The following is a 20685-nucleotide window of genomic DNA, read 5'->3' on the forward strand; positions in this document are numbered from 1 at the left end:
GTTCCAGTTTTAGGCCGAGGAAAACCGTGCAAGACACAATTGCGAGCCTGTCTTACCCGCTCGATGCAAAAACTGGTTGCCTTGAGCCGACTCATCGCTCATTAACGGGACCCGTTAACAGGAACACGAGAGCTGGCATCTTCGTGATGGTTTTAGTAATCTGTTAACCGCGTTTATTGGGTCAATCTTAGCCAAGCGTCATTAAGTTTAGTCATTGTCACGAGTGCCGCAGCCTTTTCGGATGCGCGCTCCTTCAACGGAACCGGGATGTAGACTCCACCTATGCGATTGATCGAGTTGTACATCCTGCGCCGGGTGGCGATCATGTTCCTCGCAGTGCTTGGCGCTGCGGTCGGGATCACCTGGACCGTGCAGGTGCTCCAGCGCATCGACTTCCTGACCACAAGCGGCCAGACATTCCAGACGATCGTTCAGTTCAGTTCGCTGTTGATTCCATCGGCTATTCCGCTCGTGATGCCGTTTGCGCTGATCATTGCGATCACGCAGACGCTGTCCACCATGAACCAGGATTCCGAGCTGGTCGTCATCAATGCGTCCGGCGCACCGCGCAGCGCGGTCATGCGCCCGATCCTGATTCTTGCCGCCGTCATTTCCGTCGTGTCGTTTCTGGTCGCTAACTATGTCGATCCCTATGCGCGCATGAACATGCGCGCCATGATCGCCAATGCCAGCGCCGATCTCATGAATGTCATCGTTCAGGAAGGCAATTTCCGCAAACTTGCCGACAATCTCTATATCCAGGTGGCGGAACGACGCGCCGATGGCAGCATTGGCGGGCTTTTCATCGCCGATTCCCGCGATCCGGCGCTCGATCTCATCTATTATGCCGCCGATGGCGCGATTGCTTCGACGCCGACCGGCGACATGCTGCTGATGCAAAACGGAGAGGTGCAGCGCCGTGACGTGTCGGATGGCACGGTTTCGATCATCAAGTTCAATTCCTATGCGTTCGACCTCAGCCAGTTTGCCTCGGCGGGCGATGATTTCGTCATCTATGCCAAGGACCGTCCGCTTTCCTATCTGCTGAACCCGGACCCGAACGACCCGATCCTCCAGACGCGCCCGCTGCGCTACAAGGCCGAATTGCACCGGCGGCTGACGCAATGGCTCTATCCGGTTGTGTTTGCGATGATTGCGCTGGCGTTCGCAGGCGATTCCCGTTCGCATCGCGAAGCCCGCGTGTCGGCGTCCTTCTCGGCGATCAGCACCGCTCTTCTCGTCTATTGGGCAGGCTATTTCGCCTCTGACCGCGCCGACAAGGATGCAGGCTACATCGTCCTCATGTATCTGGTCCCGGCCGCCGTCATTCTCGTGACGGGCTTCGCGCTCGCCACCGGGCGGCGGATCGGCCTGCCGGACAAATGGAACGACCGCATTCTCGACGGTTTCGACAGTTTGAGACGCCGGGGCTCGGCGCTCTATGCCCGCCTCACCGGACGTTCGCGCAATAATGCCGGAGGAAAGGCATGATCGGCTGGACGCTTGGGCGCTATTTCTTCATCCGCTATGTGCAGATCACCTTCTATTTTCTGCTCGGCATTTTCGCCTTGTCGCTGCTTCTCGATTTCACCGAGAATGCGAGCAAGCTTTCAAACCTGCCGGACTATTCCGTGTGGGCGGCGCTCGGCCTTTCCGCCATGCGCGTGCCCTTCATCATGCAGCAGATGATCCCCTTCGTCGCCCTGTTCTCGGCAATGGCGACGCTCATTTCGCTCAACAGAAAATATGAGCTGGTCGTCGCACGCTCCGTCGGCGTATCGGCCTGGCAGTTCCTCCTGCCCGCCTGTTTCGGCGCGTTCCTGTTCGGCATCGCCACGATCTTCATTCTCAATCCGTTCGCCGCCTATGGCTTCGCCAAGGCCGATGAAATCGCATCGACATGGAAGACCGGCAAGGTTACCGACGTTTCCGCGCTGCGCGATCCATGGCTGCGCCAGAAGACCGATGAAGGCGAGACCATCATCGGCGCGAAAAGCATTCTGGATCAGGGCGCGACGCTGGCCGACGCGACTTTCATCCAGTTCGATGAGAAAAAGAACATCAGGGAACGTTTCGACGCGCGCAGGGCGCAGCTCAGGGACGGTCACTGGGAGCTTACCGACGTGACGCGATTCGCGCGCGGTGAAGAGCCACAGAAAATGGCGAGTTTCCAGATCGAGACGCAGCTGCGTCCCGAATATGTGGAAGAGAAGCTCGCGACGCCCGACACGATCCCGTTCACGCAGTTGCGCCACAAGATCGAGGTCGCGCGTTCCTTCGGCTACTCCGCAAACGCATTTGACATGCAATACCAGTCACTTCTGGCTTTGCCGGCATTGCTGATGGCGATGACTCTCATTGCTGCAACAGTGTCGTTGAAATTTGTGCGATTTGGTCAGTCAGGAGCTATGATTCTGGGTGGCGTTATCGCAGGCTTCATGCTTTATGTCGTTTCGGTGCTGGTGAAGGCATTCGGGAATGCGGGATTCGTTCCGCCATTCGTGGCTGCCTGGGTGCCGGTTATTATCGCGACATTTTTTGGTGTCTCCTTTTTGTTGCATAAGGAGGATGGTTAGTGGGTTCGAGTAACGCCCGCATGGTATTGCCCCATTCGCTCTCGCGCCTGACGCGCGGGACGGCCTTGGCGTGCGTCCTTGCTTTACCTTTCATTTCTGTCGCAGCCCTGCCCTCACCCGCATTGGCACAGGACGCTCTCGCTGCCAATTACCAGAGCGATCCGAATGCGCGCATGCTCCTGCAGGCCGACGAACTTGTCTATGATCGTGACGTTAATACCGTCACGGCTCAGGGCAAGGTGCGCATCGAATATGACGGCAATCATCTTGTCGCCGACAAGGTGACCTACAACCAGCAGACGCGGCGCATGACCGCAACGGGCAATGTCGAGATCGTCGAGCGCGACGGCAACAAGATCTACTCCGACCATATGGACGTCACCGACAGTTTCCGCGACGGCTTCGTAAACGGCCTGCGCGTCGAGACGACGGATAACACCCGTTTCGCCGCCGAAAGTGCCGAACGCAGCAATGGCGAAATCACGACGTTCAACAACGGCGTCTATACGGCCTGCGAACCCTGCGCGAAAAATCCTGACAAGCCGGTTCTGTGGCAAATCAAGGCGCGCAAGATCATCTGGAACAGCACGACCAAGACGGTCCGCTTCGAACATGGCCGCTTTGAATTCTTCGGCATGCCGCTTGCCTATTTCCCGGCATTCGAAATGGCCGACCCGACGGTGAAGCGCAAGAGCGGCTTCCTGTTTCCGGGCTTCTCCTATAAGGACGATCTGGGCGTCGGCATCAAGAATTCATATTTCTGGGCGCTCGCCCCGAATTACGACCTGACGCTGTCCACGACAGGCTACACCAAGCAGGGCTTCCTGACGGAAGCCGAATGGCGTCACCGCCTGGAAAACGGCACCTACAATCTTCGCATCGCGGGCATTCATCAAAACAAGCCTGAAGAATTCAGTGCGACTTCCGTAGATCGCTACGAAGACAACCGCGGCATGGTCGCCTCGAAGGGTGATTTCGAGCTGAATTCGCGCTGGCGCTTCGGTTGGGATGTGATGGCGCAGACCGACCGCAATTTCAGCCGTACCTACAGCATTGACGGTTATAATGCGGGCACGCAGGTCTCCAAGATTTATCTGCAGGGGATCAGCAATCGCAATTATTTCGACCTGAACTTCTATCGCTTCAATGTGCAGGAATCGCTGCTGTCGAACAATCCCAATGAGATGCACTCGAAGCAGCCATGGGTATTCCCGAGCCTCGATTACTCCTACACATTGCCGGAACCGGTCTATGGCGGCGAGCTGAACTTCAATACCAATCTGCAGGTTCTCTATCGCCAGAATGCGAATTACACGCCTCTAGGCACCAGATTCCCCCGCGTTCCCGGCTTTGACGGCACCAATGCGCGCCTGACCACCGAAGCGGAATGGAAGCGCACTTTCATCACGCCTGCCGGTCTGGTCATCACGCCCTTGCTGGCACTGCGCGGTGATGCGATTGGGGCCAATACGAACTTCAATCTGGCAGATGCTGGCTATACGGATGCACTCGTGCGTTCGGAAGCACTTCGCGCCATGGCGACCGCCGGGCTTGAACTGCGCTGGCCGATCCTGTTCTCGTCCACCAGCTCGACCCACATTCTCGAGCCGATCGCGCAGCTTTATGTTCGCAACAACGAACGGTATGCGGGTGAGTTGCCGAATGAAGACGCCCAGAGCTTCGTCTTCGACGCGACCAACCTGTTCTCGCGTGACAAGTTCTCCGGTTATGACCGTGTTGAAGGCGGCACGCGCGCCAATCTCGGTCTGCGCTATTCGGGTAACTTCAACAATAGCGACTGGGCTCTTTACGCCCTTGGCGGCCAGTCGTTCCAGCTGGGCGGCGTCAATTCGTTTGGCACGAGCGACTTCCTGAATGTCGGGGCAGATTCCGGCCTGCAGAGTGCACGCTCCGACTATGTTGCCATGATCGGCACGTCCAACTCGACGGGTCTGGCCCTCGCTGCCCGCGGACGGTTCGACAAGGACAGCTTCTCGGTTCGTCGCGGCGAACTTGAAGCCCAGCAGAGCTGGCAGAAGCTGACGATCTCCGCGCAATATGCCTATATCGCGCCTCAGCCTGCTTACGGATATAGTGATCTCCGTCAGGAAGTCACGGGTGCGGCCACAGCGCGTATCAACACGAACTGGCGCGTTTTCGGTTCGGGCACCTATGATCTGGTTTCCGAAACGCTGGTGCGCGCATCGTCTGGCCTTGCCTATGATGACGAGTGCTTCACTTACTCGATGAATTACGTCCAGACCCGTAACCCGGGCGATGACAAGGCGTCCCATGGCGTCGGGTTCAATATTTCGCTGCGCACATTGGGTGATATAGGCAGCGGTAACCAGACATTCTAAACTTGAGGGACCGGAAGCGTTGGAAATGCTTCCGGTCTTTCCATTTCATTCGACAAAGAAATTTTACACTTCACAGCTTAATCCGGCTTCCTTTTTGCAGTATTCAGAGGATGCAAGCTTCGCAAAATAGCTTTTGGGTCATTGTTTCGCCGCACTAGCTCATCTATACAGGCAGCTTATGATCAGCCGCTGATATGATTTTTGCTCGGCTGGATAGCGGCAATGACCATGATTGGGATATGTCCGGTAAGGATTGTCGTTCGTCGACCGGAAGGAATCGGGAAAGAAAGATGATGATTGCAAGACCTCTCTTCGCCTCCATGCTGAGCGCCGCAGTCTGCCTGACGACGCTTGGGACGGTTGCAGCTCCCGCATTTGCGGCTGGCGCAGGTTCTGAGGTCAAGGTCATCGTTTCCGGTAATGCCATCACCAACAGCGATATCCAGCACCGCATGGCCTTCTTGAAGTTGCAGCGCAAGGGCGGCAATCTCGCTCAGGTCGCCAAGCAAGAGCTGACCGACGAGATGCTGAAGCGCATCGAAATGAAGTCGCGCGGCATCGACATTTCCGACCGACAGGTCGACGAGGCCTATGCAGGATTTGCCACCCGCAACAAGATGAGTCTGGCGCAACTGAACCAGTTGATGAACCAGTCGGGCGTCACGCCGGACCATTTCAAGAAATACATCATGGTGCAGATGGGCTGGGGCCGTCTCGTCAGCGCCCGCTTCCGCGCAACCGGCATGGTCAGCGAGCAGGAAGCCGTCCAGCGCATGTTGAAGGACGGCGGCAAGAAGCCTGTCGCAACCGAATATCGCCTCCAGCAGGTCATTTTCGTGGTGCCTGCCTCGAAGCGCTCCCCTGCCTTGCTTGCCAAGCGCAAGCAGGAAGCCAACGCGCTCCGTTCGCGCTTCCAGAACTGCGACGCTACCCGCCAGCAGGCCAAGGGCATTCTTGACGTGACCGTTCGCGATCTCGGCCGCATCATCGAGCAGCAATTGCCGAACGAATGGTCGAAAGCGATCAAGTCCACTTCGGTCGGCGGCACCACCCCGCCGCAGGAAACCGAAAAGGGCGTCGAGTTCCTGGCTATCTGCTCGACCCGACAGGTATCCGACGATCGCGTTGCGCAGCTGGTTTTCTCCATGGAGGGGGCGGATTCCCCTGCCGGACAGGAAAAGAAGGCCGAACAGCTCAGCGAGAAATATCTGGGCGAACTGCGCGAGAAGGCGAAAATCATCAATCGCTGACAGTCAGCGCATCTTTCGATCTGATCGATCGCCGCTTTGACTGTTTGTTTTGGGCGCATCTTTTCCCGAAAATGGGCTACCGCTTTGGGGATGCGCTCTGGACGCCTTCATCCGTATTCAGTGGAATATTGACGTGATGTCCGCAGCACCGCTTGCTCCTCTCGCCATCAGCATTGGCGACCCGTCCGGTATCGGCCCCGATGTTGCGCTTGCGGCCTGGTTGCGGCGCGACGAGCTTTCGCTGCCGCCTTTCGCCCTGCTGGCGGACCCACAGCAGCTTGCCGCGCGTGCGCGGCATCTGGGGCTTGAAGTCCAGATCGAAGTCATCCCAACCACTTCTGCCGCAAGCGACGTCTTTGCGCATGCTTTGCCGGTGCTTCCGCTCAATAACACACTGACGGACAGCGTCGGCAAGCCATTGCCGGAAAACGCTGCGGGCATCATCGAAGCTATAGAACGGGCGGTCGAACTCACGCTGAAAGGTGAGGCTTCGGCGGTCGTCACCTGCCCGATTTCGAAGAAGCCGCTTTATGAAGCCGGGTTTCGGCATCCCGGCCATACGGAATTTCTGGCGGAACTCGCGAGCCAGCATATGGGCAAACCGGTAACGCCGGTCATGATGCTGGCCGGTCCGCAGCTCCGCGCCGTTCCGGTCACTATCCATATCCCGCTAGCCGAAGTGCCGGTCCGTCTGAACACTGCCGATATCATCGAAGTTTCGCGGATCACCGCCGCCGAACTGAAGGAACGCTTCGGCATTCCTGCGCCGCGTCTGGCCATATCCGGCCTCAACCCGCATGCTGGTGAAGGCGGGGCCATGGGCAAGGAGGATGACGCCATCATCCTGCCAGCAATCGAAGCGCTGCGCCGCGCAGGGATTAACGCTCGCGGTCCCCTGCCCGCCGATACGATGTTTCATGCATCCGCCCGCGCAACCTATGATGCGGCGGTCTGCATGTATCACGATCAGGCCCTTATTCCTGCCAAAGCGCTGGCTTTTGACGAAACGGTGAATGTGACGCTCGGACTGCCCTTCATTCGCACATCGCCCGATCACGGTACGGCTTTCGATATTGCGGGCAAGGGCATCGCCCGGGCGGACAGTCTCGTGGCCGCGATTCGCCTGGCGCGGCAACTGGCGGAAAACGCAGCGAACGGAAACGCATGAGCATAGACAACCTTCCTCCACTGCGTGAAGTGATCGAGCGGCATGATCTGATGCCGAAGAAGTCGCTCGGCCAGAACTTCCTTTTCGACCTCAACCTGACATCGAAGATTGCCCGACAGGCCGGCAGTTTGCAGGACCAGCCCGTGATCGAAGTGGGTCCGGGCCCCGGTGGCCTGACCCGTGCGCTTCTCGCACAAGGCGCTTATGTCACCGCAATCGAGCGCGATGAACGATGCCTGGATGCGCTTGCGGAAATCGAGGCGCATTATCCGGGTCGCCTGCGCATCATCTCCGGCGACGCGCTTGAGCAGGATTTTTCGACCCTGTTTCCAGAGGGACCGAAGCCGCGCATCGTTGCCAACCTGCCTTATAATGTCGGCACGCAGTTGCTGCTCAACTGGCTTCTGGTCGAGCCTTGGCCGCCCTTCTATTCGTCCATGACGTTGATGTTCCAGCGCGAGGTCGCCGAACGCATCGTCGCGACGCCCGACACCGATCATTACGGGCGCCTGGGCGTGCTTGCCGGGTGGAGAACCGTTTCAAAGATCAGCTTCGATGTGCCGCCGCAGGCATTTACGCCACCGCCGAAAGTCATGTCGTCGGTCGTCCATATCATTCCGCGTGAAGACCCGCTGCCCTGCGATGCAAATGCGCTCGGTCAGATCACGCAGGCCGCTTTCGGGCAGCGCCGCAAGATGTTGCGCCAGAGCCTGAAACCGGTTGGCGGTGCCGAGCTTCTGGCCAAGACCGGCATCGACGGAACGCGCCGCGCGGAAACGCTGAGTGTGGAAGAATTTGTGGCTCTGGCAAATGCCTATCGCCCGCCAAGATAGTCAGCGGTGACGGCTGCCCTTCCCTGAAGCTGGCTTCGTGGATTCGGGCGCATTCGGAATGACGGGCAGCTTCATTTCGTTGACGATCTGCCCCACATGGTCGATCTCCTCGCGGAAACTGTTCAGGGACGAACCCGTCAGTTTTTCGCCAGCATTGAGGCGCGCCGTCAGCGGATTGACATACTGCTCGCCGACCTTGAGTTCGTAATAAAGATGCGGACCGGTCGAGTAGCCCGTCGATCCCACATAGGCGATCACATCTCCCTGCTTGACATGTTCGCCGGGCTTCAAACCCTTTCGTGCCGATGAAAGATGCGCATAGGTCGTGCTGTAGCCGCCCTGATGGCGTATACGGACATATTTTCCATATCCCTTTTGATAGGAAATCAGCTCCACGACACCGTCACCTGCCGCCACGATGGGCGAGCCGATTGGCGCGTCGTAGTCGACGCCATTGTGGTGCTTGCGCACATGCAGAACGGGATGAACGCGCCAGCCGAAACCATCGTTGAGACGGCCATTCGGCAGGGGCTTCGGCATGAGATATTTCGCCATGGAAGAACCGTCTTCATTGAAATAGCCGGTGCCATTTTCGCTTTCATGACGATAAAGGCGGCGACTTTTGCCGCCGGTCGTGAACTCGACAAAAACCAGTTCCGGTTCCGTCTCGGCGCTCCTGCGGAACAGCAGGTCGATCAAATCCGGCTTTCCGGCGCCATCCAGCGAAACGCCGTTCTGCGCGGCCAGCTTCCCAACTTCGTCGACGATCGCCTTCGGCGCTCCTGCTTGCCCCAGACGCGAGGCAATGGAGCCGCTGCTGTCCGGCGCGCTTTGGGGGCGGTAGGCCGTCAGCATGGCGTCACGCGAGAGGCGTGCAAACAGACGTTCATCGCCCGTGGCGCGAAAAACGCCATCGTCGGCCCGTCCATAGATTGCCTTGCCGATATCACCGTGCTCGAAACGGGCGAGAGCGATGTGCTGTTCTCCATCGGTGTGCTGTCTGGATTTATCGACCAACAGTTCGAGATTGTCGCCGGGCACGAGTTCCGTCCGCGCCAGGGCTTCTTCCAGACGCTTGCTGTCCTCAACGGCGATACCGGCCGCTTGCAGCAACGCGCCCAACCGCTCACGCGACTGCGGCGCGACGATGATCTCGTGAACCTTTGCGCCGGTAGCGGAAGCCGGTTTGGCGAGGCTGACATTGATAGGGACGCCGCGCTCCAGTTCTTCCTCGGGCCGTTTTGGAAGAGATTTCTGTGCGGAAACAGCGCCGCGAAGTGTGTCGTCGATCTGGGCCCGGCTCTGGCCTTTCAGGTCAAGAACCACATGCTGGTAGGTATAAAGACGCGCGTCGCCGTCCTCGACACCTTCCGCGATATCGATACGCCGCGATACGGCGCTCGCCGGATCGCCGCCCATTGCGGGCGTCAGGCGCGCCTCTTTCGGTGCGGCGTGACTGTGAACCAGGGTTGCCGGATTGACCAGGACAGGTTGTGCGGCATGGCCGTGACGTACCAGAAGCCCTGTCGCAAACAGCAATCCCCCACCGGCGATAGCGGTGGCGGCCATCAGCGCCAGGCAGAACCGCAGATGCGTGTGCAGGGAAAAACGGACCTGCCGGAATGGCTTCAGGCTTTTGGAGGAAAGCGGTTCGCCCTTCAGGGCAGTGCCGAAGGCCGCAAGTTCTCGCTCCGCCGTTTCAGCAGACTGCGTTTCGCTTGCCGGGGCGCTTGGTTGGGCTGACCCGAAGACCATTCTGATGTTTCTCTACCGCTGGATTATTGACGGATAAGCGGTAGAGAGAGCGGCTAAAATAAGGCTGGCCGTGGCGATATCCACCGGAAGAGAACCACATTCAGCGAATTGTGAAGATCAGGCCTTCGCCCGGCCCCGGCGATGCTCGACCAGCATCGACCAGGTATAGAGCGCAAGCCCGGCCCAGATCAGCGCGAACGCACCAAGCTGTGCTGCCGAGAACGGTTCGTTGAAGATAAAAATCGCAAAGAAAAATAACATCGTCGGCGTCATGTACTGCATGAGGCCCAGCGTCGTATAGCGCAGCAGCTTCGCGCCGCCAGCATAGAGGATCAGCGGGATGGCCGTGAAAGGCCCCGCCAGAAGCAGCATTGAGACGTTGAATGCCGGGCCGGTGAAAAAATGATCCTGACCGGTCGCCGCCAGCCACAGCACATAGCCCAGCGCCGGGATGCACAGAATGAGCACTTCAAGCGTGAAGCCCTGCAGCGGCGGCATCGGCAGTGACTTGCGGAAGAAGCCATAGAGGCCGAAAGTCAGCGGCAGCACCAGCGATACCCAAGGCAAACCGCCAGCGTTGACGGTCAGAAGCAGCACCGCTGCGAAAGCAAACCCGACGGCGACATATTGAACCCTGGTCAGTCTTTCCCCGAGGAAAAGACCGCCGAGAACCACGTTGAACAGCGGATTGATGTAATAGCCAAGCGCGGCGCCCATCACCTGATCATGGGCAACGGCCCAGACATAGATCGACCAGTTGATGGTGATGAGCCCGGCTGTCAGGGCAGCCATTGCCAGCATGCGCGGCTGGCGCACGGCGTTGAGAATATCCCTGAACTGTCCAAGGGCCAGAAGAAGAAGAAGCGCGACCGGAACCGACCAGATCACGCGATGCGAAACCACTTCCATCGCCGGAATGTGACCGAGCGCCTTGAGATAGAACGGCAGCGCGCCCCAGAGCCCGTATGCTCCCAGCGCCATCAGGAATCCGCGCGCCCCATCAGAAAGGCGCATATCGGTGATGGTCTGGTCGGACATGCCTCTCTCCTCGACGAAATCACAATTGTTCGCGCGCCGGATGAGGCAGGCGAAGCATCGAACTTCACCTGCTATGCGCCCAACAATTCATAAAATCCATTCAATTAAACTGATCGAAGCATCAATTGTTGTGAACGGATGGCTTCACTCGGCAGCGGCCAGTCCCGCCATCGAGCGGTTCTTCATCAGCTTGTAATTGACCGAATCCATCAGCGCCTGGAAGGACGCATCGATGATGTTGTCCGACACGCCCACCGTGCGCCAGCGCGCGCCTGTGGCATCCCCGGACTCTATCAGAACCCGGGTGATAGCCGCCGTGCCGCCATTGAGGATGCGCACCTTGAAGTCCACCAGCTCGAGATCCTCAATCTCCGCCTGAAAGCGCCCCAAATCCTTGCGCAATGCGATATCGAGCGCGTTGACGGGGCCGTGTCCTTCGGCCACCGACATGCGGACCTCGCCATCGACCTCCACCTTGACCACGGCTTCCGAAACGGTCTTCAGCATGCCGTTGGCATCGAAGCGCCGCTCGACAAGGCAACGGAAGGAGTCGACCTTGAAGAATTCCGGTTGCGGCGTCAGCATGTTGCGGGCCAGAAGCTCGAAACTCGCATCCGCGCCTTCATAGGCATAGCCTTCCGCCTCGCGCTCCTTGACCAGCGCGATCAGCGTATCAAGCCGCACATCGTCTTTCGCGACGCGAATGCCCCGGCGCTCGAGTTCGGCGATGAAATTGGATTTTCCACCCTGATCCGACACCATGACGCGGCGGCTGTTGCCAACCGATTCCGGCGGCACATGCTCATAGGTCTGCGGTTCCTTGAGCAGCGCGGAGGCATGAATTCCGGCCTTGGTCGCGAAAGCGGAAGTGCCGGTATAGGGCGCCTGCTCCGTCGGTGGTCGGTTCAAGATATCGTCGAAGGCACGCGAAATGCGCGTAATGCTCTTCAGTGCAGCGGGCTTGATACCCAGTTCAAAACGTTTCGCCCAATAGGGCTTCAGCGCAAGGGTCGGGATCAGCGAAACAAGATTGGCATTGCCGCAGCGCTCGCCGATGCCGTTGAGCGTCCCCTGCACGTGGCGCACGCCCGCATCGATGGCCGCAAGCGAAACGGCAACCGCCTGTTCCGTATCGTTATGAGCGTGGATGCCAAGGCTTTCGCCGGGAACCACAGCCGTCACGGCAGCGATGATTTCGGCCACCTCCGATGGCTGCGTGCCGCCATTCGTATCGCAAAGAACGACCCAGCGCGCGCCTGCCGAATAAGCGGCCTTTGCGCAGGCAAGCGCATATTCGGGATTGGCCTTGTATCCATCGAAGAAATGCTCGCAATCGACCAGCGCCTCCCGCCCCGCCATGCGCGCAGCAGTGACCGAGGCAGTGATTGAATCGAGATTTTCCTCATTGGTGCAACCAAGCGCGAGCCGGACATGATAGTCCCAGCTCTTGGCAACAAAGCAGACGGCATCGGCGGAAGCCTGCAGCAGGCTGGACAGGCCGGGATCGTTGGACGCCGAAACGCCTGCACGCTTCGTCATGCCGAAAGCGGCGAATTTGGCGCGAGCAGTCTGGCGGCGCTTGAAAAACGCCGTATCGGTCGGGTTGGCACCTGGATAGCCGCCTTCCACATAGTCGACGCCCAGCTCTTCCAGCAACACGACAATCGACTTCTTGTCCTCCACGGAAAAATCAACACCGGGTGTCTGCTGCCCATCCCGCAGGGTGGTGTCATAGATGTAGATGCGTTCGCGTGCCATTATTCTGCCCCCTGCATTCGGGCTGCACAGCAACCACCCGCTTCAACCTCGTTCCGTCCTCGCACGCTTCGCAGCTGCGGGCGGACGGTAACTGTCTGCTGCCCATCCCGCAGGGTCGTGTCATAGATGTAGATGCGTTCGCGTGCCATTGTGCCTGCCTGTCGGTGGGTATGCTGCGGTTCGGTCAACCTTGCTGTTGCGGCCAGCTTTCAGTGTCGTGATCGGGATGCTGGTAGGAAACCATCGTTCTCACAAACTCGATGCTCTCCGGATCGCGTTCCGTTACATAGCCGGGAAGACTCGCAAGCTTCGGCACATAGGGCAGTTGCTTCTCGATCCCCCATTGAATGGTCGGCTCGATTTCCTCCGGGGCATCGAAAGCACCGATGGCAAGCGCGATTCCATCAGGCGCTTCATAGGTAAGCGGCGTGCCGCATTCAGGGCAGAATCCCCGCTGCACGTGATTGGACGAACGGAAGCGCTTCGGCTCGTTGCGGGTCCATTCGAGCTTCGCCTTGCTGACGGAGACCAGCGGCGCATAAAAATTGCCAAACGCTTTCTGGCACATGCGACAGTGACAGATCGATGGGGAGCCCATCGCGCCGTCGACCCGAAAGCGAACCGCACCGCACTGGCATCCGCCGGTATAGACCGGTTTATTATCAAGCGTCATATTACCCTCCCTGTTCCACAAGCCTGCCAGAGCGGTTCCGATTAAGACGGAATGGCGGGAACCGCTCCAGGCATTAGCCTACCACATCCCAGCTGGTTATGCGTTCGCCCGTTGCCGGGTTCTTGCCATCCTTGAGCTGGATACCTTCGCCGAGCAGTTCATCGCGAATGCGATCAGCCTCGGCCCAGTTCTTCTCATTGATGAAGCGCAAACGCTCCGCGATACGTGCTTCGACGGCTTCGCTATCCACCTCTGCCTTTGCAAAGACCGGAATGTCATCCGCCGTCACGAAATGCGGATCGAAAAAGCCCAGCAGCGCCATGCCCTCGCCCAACCCGGTGACATCCCGCGCCTTGAAAGCCTTGCGCAAGGCCGTGATAGCCGTCCAGCTGTTCAGGTCGTCAGACAGAGCCTCGACCACTTCGCCGACCGCCGTCAGCTTTTCCGGCACCGTGAAATTCCTGTCGCGCAGCAGGCCGTACCAGCGATGCAGCTCCTCGGCGGATTCCGCCAGCCGCTGCGCCGTCCAGTTGATCGGCTCGCGATAATGCGTCTGCAACATCGACAGGCGCGCCGCCAGGCCGACCCAGCGGTCACGCACATCAACATCGTCCCAGACACCCAGTTCCGGCAAGCCATCATTCAGCACATCGCGAATGGTGATGAAATTGCCAAGCGATTTCGACATCTTCTGCCCTTCGACCTGCAAGAAGCCGTTATGCATCCAGATGCTCGCCATACGCTCCGTGCCAAATGCGCAGCATGATTGCGCAATTTCGTTCTCATGATGCGGGAAGACGAGATCGATACCGCCGCCATGAATGTCGAACTGGTTCTTCAGCGGATCATCGCATTTGAGGCCACCGCCAAACGGCTCAAGCAGTTTGGCCATCGACATGGCCGAGCACTCGATATGCCAGCCCGGGCGGCCCAATACCGCGATACCAGCAGGAGACGGCCAGCCTGGCTCCCCTTCCTTCGACGGTTTCCATAAGACGAAATCCATTTCGTCCCGCTTGTAGGATGCCACGTCGACGCGAGCACCGGCCAGCATCTCATCCAGCGAGCGGCGGGCAAGCGCGCCATAGCGCGGCCCCTTCCGCTCGTTCATGGCGGATGGCGAGAAGAGGACGTGATCCTCGGCGACATAGGCTACGCCAAGCTTCACCAGACGGTCAATCATGGCGCGCATCTCGTCCATATGCTCGGTCGCCCGCGGCTGCACGCTTGGCGCCAGATTGCCCAGCGCCGTCACATCGGCCTGAAACTGCGCATTGGTGCTTTCCGTCACCCGGCGAATTGCTTCATTGAACGGCAGGTCAGGGTAATCGCGGGCCGCGCGGGCGTTGATCTTGTCATCGACGTCCGTGATGTTGCGCGCATAGGTGACATGATCTGCGCCATAGACATGGCGCAGCAGACGGAACAGCACGTCGAAAACGATCACCGGACGGGCGTTGCCTATATGCGCGAAATCATAAACCGTGGGGCCGCAGACATACATGCGCACATTGTCGGCATCGATGGGGGAGAAATCCTCCTTCGTGCGGGTCAGCGTGTTGTACAGACGCAGCTGCGGCGCATAAGCCATTGTAAATATTCCCCAAAAAGACCTGTGAAATCAGTGCGCGACTGACTGCAGCCGACTGGCCGGGGCGTTATCATCCAATTTTTATGAAGGGAGACGAAAACGGCCGGACCAGCAAGCTGCTAGCCAATAATAATCGCACAAATACAAATGATCGTGGTCGGCGTTTTCATGCCAGCACTTATCCTCAGTGGAGGTGCCGTCGTCAAGAACTTTCACGAGATGACTGATAGTTTAGCGTCTGCCGAGAAGCAGGTTTGGAGCCAGGTCCTCGCAGGTCCCAATCACAGCGCCGGAAATGTTGTATTTTTGCAACCCGCGACTGTCCTTTCCGGCGTTAACCGGAAAACCCCAAAACCGGCTCCAAACAGCCTTCATTCGGTCTCAATCCATCACAAAATGGTGATCAGGCATTATCGAAAGGAAGGACAAATGTCTAAGAGTGAACTGCAACCCCGCCAAGACCGACTGGTTGACAAATACCGCGAGATCGGGCCTGCCGTGCTTGTTGCAGCATTGCTGAACGCAACGCGGCGCAGCAGCGACGGTCGCAACGACAATCGCCGGCGTTCTATTCTCGCCGTCAAGAAGACAGGCTGAGAAAGCTGGTCCGGTTCAGCGCCCGGAGCGCCCTTAAGTGAGGCGCCCGGAGTTGGTGGATGCGTAATAAACGGCGCCAGTCCGGAAAGACTGGCGAATGCTGTCAGAACATCGAAAGCTGCCCGTCATTGCCGTTATCGGAATCGGGCTTGCTCTTTCGCTTTGGCACTGCACGCTCCAAAGCTAGCTGTTCCTCTACGCGATCCTGCAAATCGGGCGTCGTGTTGGCCACCTTGTTGACCCTGTCCGACACGGGAATAGCTTCAAAGAAATCATCCTGAGCCGGGCGCATTATATCCGCCACTTCACGCGGCAGGAACCGCTTGCAGTCCAGCCAGCGGGCAAAATCCTCGGGCTGCACGACAACGGGCATCCTCTCATGGATCGGTCGCAGCAGGCCGTTTGCGCTCGTGGTCAATATGCCTCCGGTATCGATCTGCGATCCGTCCGCACTGCTCCACGTCTCGACCAGGCCCCCAAAAGCCACCATACCGCCCCCGCGCGGGCGCACCCAATAGGCTTGCGCCTTGTTCTTTCCCTCGCGACGCCATTCGTAGAAACCCGATGCCGGGATCAAAACGCGCCGGTGGTTCAGGGCTGCGCGAAACGAATTCTTCTCCGCAGCGGTCTCGGAGCGGATATTGAACATGAGCGGCCAGTCGTTCGGGTCCTTGACCCAGGACGGAACAAATCCCCAACGCACCAGCAACCCGACGCGATCCGGCCTGTTGCTGCCCGGGGGCGGCGTTTCCCCGCCCAGAATTGTCAATATGGGCTGCGTTGGCGCGATATTATATCGTGGAGGAAAATCCTCTGCGATCAATGCGGCCGCGAAGGCTTCCAGCTCTTCCCGGCTTGCAGTCAATGAAAAACGTCCACACATAGTGGGCATGTTCAAGCTTTTTGGTAAGCGGTCAAGGGGCGCTTTGCCATTGCCAACCAGTGTCTGCACGATCATAGCTAGGGCATGATGAAAACAGTTCCCGTATTTCCGATTCCCGCCAAGGTTCATGGTGTGTCGCTGATCTGCCGGCGCGAAGGGCGCTTCCTGCTGGTCGAGCGCGGGAAAGAACCGTGGAAAGGCTGGCTCGCCTTTCCGGGTGGCAGTATCGAAGCAGGCGAAACGCCGGAACAAGCGGCAATTCGTGAACTGAAGGAAGAAACCGCGCTCGATGCAAAGGCCCTGTCGCATGTCATAACCGTGGATCTGGCGCTTGAGGGCAAGGCCTATGCCAGGAGCTATTACCTGTCCGTCTTCCGCGCCCTGCACGTGTCGGGCCGGGAGATAGCGGGGGACGACGCCGCTTCCATCCACTGGCTGACGATAGAAGAAATGGCCGTCGCGAAGGTGACGGACAGCACGCTCGATGTCGCCCGGTCGGTGGCGGAGACAGAAGACAAATGTCCGGATATTAATCCTGTTTAGCGATCTGCCTTGAAGCGGCCCCTATTTGTGGCAATAGCTCATTTCAGGTGAGAGGTTTCGATTGAAGAGCATTCCGTTTTTTCGACCGGCTGCTTGCTTCTCGATTGCTTTGTGGGTCGGGGCGGCATTTCCGGCCTTCGCTCAGGACGCGCCCTATGAAGGGAAGATGTTGCGGCTCGCCGAAATTCTCGGTTCGCTTCATTACCTGCGCAATCTGTGCGGCGAAGCCGGCAGTGAATGGCGCGATCGGATGGATGCGATAGTGACGGCGGAAAAGCCTTCCGAAGCCGAACGGGTGCGGCTCGTTTCAAGCTTCAACCACGGCTATCGCGTGTTCAGCGACAATTATACCCGCTGCACACCCTCGGCGCTTGCGGCGATAGATCGCTACATGAAGGAAGGCGGGGACTTGTCGAACGAGATCATCTCACGCTATGGAAATTAACCAATCATTCACTCTTGTGCGGATTGACAGGATTAGTTCATTCAAATCCGTGATAATCTGTTAACACTGTCTTAAGAAGGCAGTCACGTTGCCAGGTGGTTGAGCTCCCGCAAAACGGTGAGACACCGACAGCGCAACAGAAAGGCGAAAGCCAGGATGAAGTCTATGGAACATGCACCGGCCGATCTGGACGAAATGATTGCGCGCGAGAAAAAGCTCGTCGCAATCGAATATCATAACGAGGCCTGGGCAGACGGTATCTCTGAAGGTATCGAACCGGAAATCCTTGCTGAAGCGGCCTTTACGACCGCGCTTACCGAATTGATCCGCGAAGCCGGTGACGACTGTGCACTGGAGTTGATCGAGAAAATGCGTGAACAGATCGTGGCGGGAACCTTCCTGCCGCAGCGCGTTCTTCAGTAAACATTCCATATAACGCCGGTCGCGGGACCAGACCGGCGCAGCGGTTCCCTCCGGCGTCCCCCATTCCAGCGCCAAATGTCATTCTCGATCAGGAACTCCGCCTCGCCCCGAAATCTACTGGCAGGGATATTCCTTGCCTGCGGCATTGCCTTGCCCGCGGCGGCGGCAAACGCATTCGACGTCGCGCTGGCGGATCAGTCGGATTTCCTGCAACGTCCCGGCGCCCGCGTTGCGGCGGATGAAGACGACAACCCTTCCCCCATTCCCCTGCCCGGCGCGCTTCCCCGCGCTGTGCCGAGAATTTCACCGGACAACGCACCTGCCCCGGCAGCATCCGCGAAGCCCATGCCGGAAATCCACCGCGACTTCGACAAGCTACCTGAGCCTGTCAGGCTGATGCGCAAGCGCATGTTGCAAGCCGCCCGTTCCGGCGACATAGAGCAATTGCGTCCGCTTCTCGGTATCGAGGACAAGGCTACACAACTGTCGCTGGAAGACCACGAGGAAGATGTCATCGATTTCCTCAAATCGCTTTCGGGCGACGAGGCAGGCCGCGAGGTGCTGGCGATCATTGTCGATCTGCTGGATACGGGCTATGTGCACCTGAATGCAGGCAAGGACGACGAGGTCTATGTCTGGCCCTATTTCTACGCCATGCCGCTCGACAGGCTGACGCCGCCGCAGATCGTCGAGCTGTTCGAAATCGTCACCGCAGGCGATTTCGAGGACATGAAGAAGGCGGGCGGCTACATCTTCTACAGTATCGGCATCGGACCGGACGGGAGCTGGCGCTTTTTCACCGCTGGCGAATAATCAGACCGCAAGGCGGACCCGGCTCGGCGGCTCGTTGTAGATGCGCTGCCAGACCCGGCGAAATTGCCGCGCGGAGGCAAAGCCAGCCCTTGTCGCCACATTCTCGATATCGAGTTCGGAATTCAGAAGCATCTCGCGTGCGAGGCTGATCTTGAGCCTGTTGACGTAATCCGTCACCGTCATTCCGGCATATTCATTGAACAGGCGCGAGAAGTTGCGCGGGCTTGCCCCGCCGATATGCGCCAGCCGCTCCACAGACCAGTCCGCCACCGGATCATCGGCGATGGCATCCTGTGCGCGGTGCACGACGGGGTTCATGTGATTTCGCCCCTCAAGCCAGGGCGATAGCTGCGGATCACTGCCGCTGCGGCGCAGATAGACGACCAGATAACGCGCGACCGCCAGCGCCGTGGCGTGATCGGCAAGCCCCGCAACGATGTGCAGCATCAGATCGATCCCGGCGGTGATGCCGGCGCTCGTCAGCCGCTCGCCGTCTTCCACGAAGAGCCTGTTTTCCTGCACCCGCGCGGCGGGCGCCAGCCTCTCAAGCTCGCCGATCGTCAGGTGGTGGGTGGTGCATGAGTAGCCGTCGAGAAGTCCCGCACGCGCTGCAAGCAGCGCGCCGGAACAGATCGTCACCAGCCGCACGCCGGGACGAACCGTCCGCCGAAGCCATACAACAATGTCTTTTTCCAGCGCGGCATCGGTAGACCGGTCAGTCTCCGCATTTCCGAGCGGCACATCGGCTGCACCCGAAACAATGACCAGCGCGCCATCCGGCAGCGCCTGCGGCAACGGTTCCACGCCCGCGACCGACAGGCCGATGGAACTGATCGCAGTCGGTGCGGGCCCAACATAGTGAACGTCGAACCGCACCTTGTTCTGTTCAAGATTTGCCTTGCGCAGAACCTCAAGCGGTCCCGCCACGTCGAGCAGAAGCACGCGTGGCGGGATGACGACATAAATCGGTATCAGCCGGGCAATGTCCGCGTGGTCACTCATGCCGCCTTCCGTTCTCCTGGCGCAGCCAGCGCCTGTTCCACGGTTACGATACGGGCAAAGCGATTGACCAGAACAAGCTCGGTGCGAGCCTTGATGTCCGCAGCGCTCCACTCATGGCCGCTTGCGTCAGTCATGGGAAAGGTCAACGTCGCTTCGCTCACGAAATCGACCTGATATCCAAAATCCGATGCCTGCCGCGTGGTTGTCTCGCAGCACTGTTCTGTACGAATGCCGGAAACCAGCACGCGGCGGATGCCATTGGCAATCAGCCAGACGTCGAGCCCGCTTCCGACCAGCGCGCTGTGGCGACGCTTGCGGAAAACCGCATCGGGTTCAATGGATAGCGGCGAAATCGGCTTCACCAGACCCGAGGCTTCTGAGAACGGGCCTTCATTCTCGACATGAAAAATCTGGACCACCGGAATGCCGGCACGCTTCGCGCCGTCTATAAGCGCCTGCTGGCGTTCAATATAGGCACCCACCTCTTCGTCCCGGTAATAAGGCCGATGGCGGAATGACTCCTGAGCGTCGATAACCAGCAGGGCTGTATCGTGAGCGGACATTTTCGTTCTCCCTATGAAAAGACTATAGGGAGAAAATACGCCTTGCAACCACGACCGAAAGCCACCTTGCGGCCAAAGAGCGGACAGATCACGCCAACGCGCGTGGCTCGCAGCCCTTATCTACAGAGTATCGGCCAGAGCCGGAGCATATTTCACGGGGGTGAACTCGGTAACATCATAAGTCGCCAGCCCGTACTGCCTGAAAGGATCCAGGTTCAGTATCGTTTCCAGCTCGTTTCTGCTGATCTTGCCGCTTGCGAGGATCACGCCGCCGTCGCGTGGATTTTTCGGTCCGGAAGCGAGAAAAATACCCTCCGCATACTGCCGGTTCAGAAAATCCCGATGCGCCTCGAGATGCCTCTCGATCTCTTCGAGAGGCTTGATGTAAGTCAGGTTGACAACGAACACGAGACG

The 20685-nt window shown here is 58.7% G+C and carries 20 protein-coding genes; 11 read left to right on the plus strand and 9 right to left on the minus strand.

Going from position 1 to position 20685, the window contains the following annotated elements:
* The first annotated feature begins 282 nt into the window (after positions 1-282).
* From lptF to rsmA, 6 genes are all read left to right on the plus strand, one after another.
* A complete protein-coding gene (lptF, locus tag JNC63_RS06165; protein WP_006466415.1) occupies positions 283-1491 on the plus strand; it encodes an LPS export ABC transporter permease LptF in 1209 nt (402 codons plus the stop codon).
* The gene (gene lptG / locus JNC63_RS06170; protein WP_006472346.1) at positions 1488-2576 is read left to right on the plus strand and encodes an LPS export ABC transporter permease LptG; all 1089 of its coding nucleotides are present in this window, start codon (positions 1488-1490) and stop codon (positions 2574-2576) included. The genes lptF and lptG overlap by 4 nt, the downstream gene beginning before the upstream one ends.
* 20 nt (positions 2577-2596) lie before the next feature.
* Positions 2597-4936 carry an LPS-assembly protein LptD gene (locus JNC63_RS06175; protein WP_374846154.1) on the plus strand — a complete coding sequence of 780 codons (2340 nt, stop codon included), beginning with the start codon at positions 2597-2599 and terminating at the stop codon, positions 4934-4936.
* Positions 4937-5226: 290 nt separating this feature from the next.
* Positions 5227-6186 (plus strand): peptidylprolyl isomerase, encoded by a 960-nt coding sequence (locus JNC63_RS06180; RefSeq protein WP_006472344.1) that lies wholly within the window; start codon positions 5227-5229, stop codon positions 6184-6186.
* Between the two features lie 136 nt (positions 6187-6322).
* On the plus strand, positions 6323-7354 hold the full coding sequence (gene pdxA / locus JNC63_RS06185; RefSeq protein WP_006472343.1) for a 4-hydroxythreonine-4-phosphate dehydrogenase PdxA: 1032 nt from the start codon (positions 6323-6325) through the stop codon (positions 7352-7354).
* Positions 7351-8187, plus strand: a complete 837-nt coding sequence (gene rsmA, locus JNC63_RS06190; RefSeq protein WP_006472342.1) for a 16S rRNA (adenine(1518)-N(6)/adenine(1519)-N(6))-dimethyltransferase RsmA — start codon at positions 7351-7353, stop codon at positions 8185-8187. Before pdxA ends, rsmA begins: the two co-directional genes overlap by 4 nt.
* Here rsmA and JNC63_RS06195 read toward each other — a convergent pair whose 3' ends face one another.
* From JNC63_RS06195 to cysS, 5 genes are all read right to left on the minus strand, one after another.
* Positions 8188-9942, minus strand: a complete 1755-nt coding sequence (locus JNC63_RS06195; protein ID WP_113341855.1) for a M23 family metallopeptidase — start codon at positions 9940-9942, stop codon at positions 8188-8190.
* 117 nt (positions 9943-10059) lie between these two features.
* Complete coding sequence (gene rarD, locus JNC63_RS06200; RefSeq protein ID WP_006466408.1) at positions 10060-10980, minus strand: EamA family transporter RarD; 921 nt, start codon at positions 10978-10980, stop codon at positions 10060-10062.
* A gap of 144 nt (positions 10981-11124) precedes the next feature.
* Positions 11125-12738, minus strand: a complete 1614-nt coding sequence (cimA, locus tag JNC63_RS06205) for a citramalate synthase (RefSeq protein WP_006472340.1) — start codon at positions 12736-12738, stop codon at positions 11125-11127.
* Between the two features lie 184 nt (positions 12739-12922).
* Positions 12923-13411 (minus strand): GFA family protein, encoded by a 489-nt coding sequence (locus JNC63_RS06210; protein ID WP_006472338.1) that lies wholly within the window; start codon positions 13409-13411, stop codon positions 12923-12925.
* 73 nt (positions 13412-13484) lie between these two features.
* Positions 13485-15002 carry a cysteine--tRNA ligase gene (gene cysS, locus JNC63_RS06215; RefSeq protein WP_006472337.1) on the minus strand — a complete coding sequence of 506 codons (1518 nt, stop codon included), beginning with the start codon at positions 15000-15002 and terminating at the stop codon, positions 13485-13487.
* A gap of 429 nt (positions 15003-15431) precedes the next feature.
* Here cysS and JNC63_RS06220 point away from each other — a divergent pair, with 429 nt between their 5' ends.
* A complete protein-coding gene (locus tag JNC63_RS06220) occupies positions 15432-15599 on the plus strand; it encodes a hypothetical protein (protein WP_010661656.1) in 168 nt (55 codons plus the stop codon).
* A gap of 103 nt (positions 15600-15702) precedes the next feature.
* On the opposite strand, the gene JNC63_RS06225 is transcribed toward JNC63_RS06220, so the two are convergent.
* Complete coding sequence (locus JNC63_RS06225) at positions 15703-16482, minus strand: SOS response-associated peptidase (protein ID WP_039852905.1); 780 nt, start codon at positions 16480-16482, stop codon at positions 15703-15705.
* An 87-nt stretch (positions 16483-16569) separates the two neighbouring features.
* Between JNC63_RS06225 and JNC63_RS06230 the strand changes: the two genes are divergently transcribed.
* From JNC63_RS06230 to JNC63_RS06245, 4 genes are all read left to right on the plus strand, one after another.
* Entirely contained in the window at positions 16570-17025 is a 456-nt protein-coding gene (locus JNC63_RS06230; protein ID WP_036565537.1) for an NUDIX hydrolase, read from the plus strand.
* 70 nt (positions 17026-17095) lie between these two features.
* On the plus strand, positions 17096-17470 hold the full coding sequence (locus JNC63_RS06235; RefSeq protein WP_374846156.1) for a TIGR02301 family protein: 375 nt from the start codon (positions 17096-17098) through the stop codon (positions 17468-17470).
* Positions 17471-17635: 165 nt separating this feature from the next.
* A complete protein-coding gene (locus tag JNC63_RS06240) occupies positions 17636-17893 on the plus strand; it encodes a hypothetical protein (RefSeq protein WP_022568172.1) in 258 nt (85 codons plus the stop codon).
* 75 nt (positions 17894-17968) lie between these two features.
* Positions 17969-18706 (plus strand): hypothetical protein, encoded by a 738-nt coding sequence (locus tag JNC63_RS06245; protein WP_006466400.1) that lies wholly within the window; start codon positions 17969-17971, stop codon positions 18704-18706.
* Here JNC63_RS06245 and JNC63_RS06250 read toward each other — a convergent pair whose 3' ends face one another.
* From JNC63_RS06250 to JNC63_RS06260, 3 genes are all read right to left on the minus strand, one after another.
* A complete protein-coding gene (locus JNC63_RS06250) occupies positions 18707-19708 on the minus strand; it encodes a GlxA family transcriptional regulator (protein ID WP_187963330.1) in 1002 nt (333 codons plus the stop codon).
* The gene (locus JNC63_RS06255) at positions 19705-20271 is read right to left on the minus strand and encodes an isochorismatase family protein (RefSeq protein ID WP_196108512.1); all 567 of its coding nucleotides are present in this window, start codon (positions 20269-20271) and stop codon (positions 19705-19707) included. Before JNC63_RS06255 ends, JNC63_RS06250 begins: the two co-directional genes overlap by 4 nt.
* 120 nt (positions 20272-20391) lie before the next feature.
* Complete coding sequence (locus JNC63_RS06260) at positions 20392-20679, minus strand: YciI family protein (RefSeq protein WP_022568177.1); 288 nt, start codon at positions 20677-20679, stop codon at positions 20392-20394.
* Positions 20680-20685 lie beyond the last annotated feature (6 nt).

Source organism: Brucella ciceri, from assembly GCF_041930145.1.
GTDB lineage: Bacteria > Pseudomonadota > Alphaproteobacteria > Rhizobiales > Rhizobiaceae > Brucella > Brucella intermedia.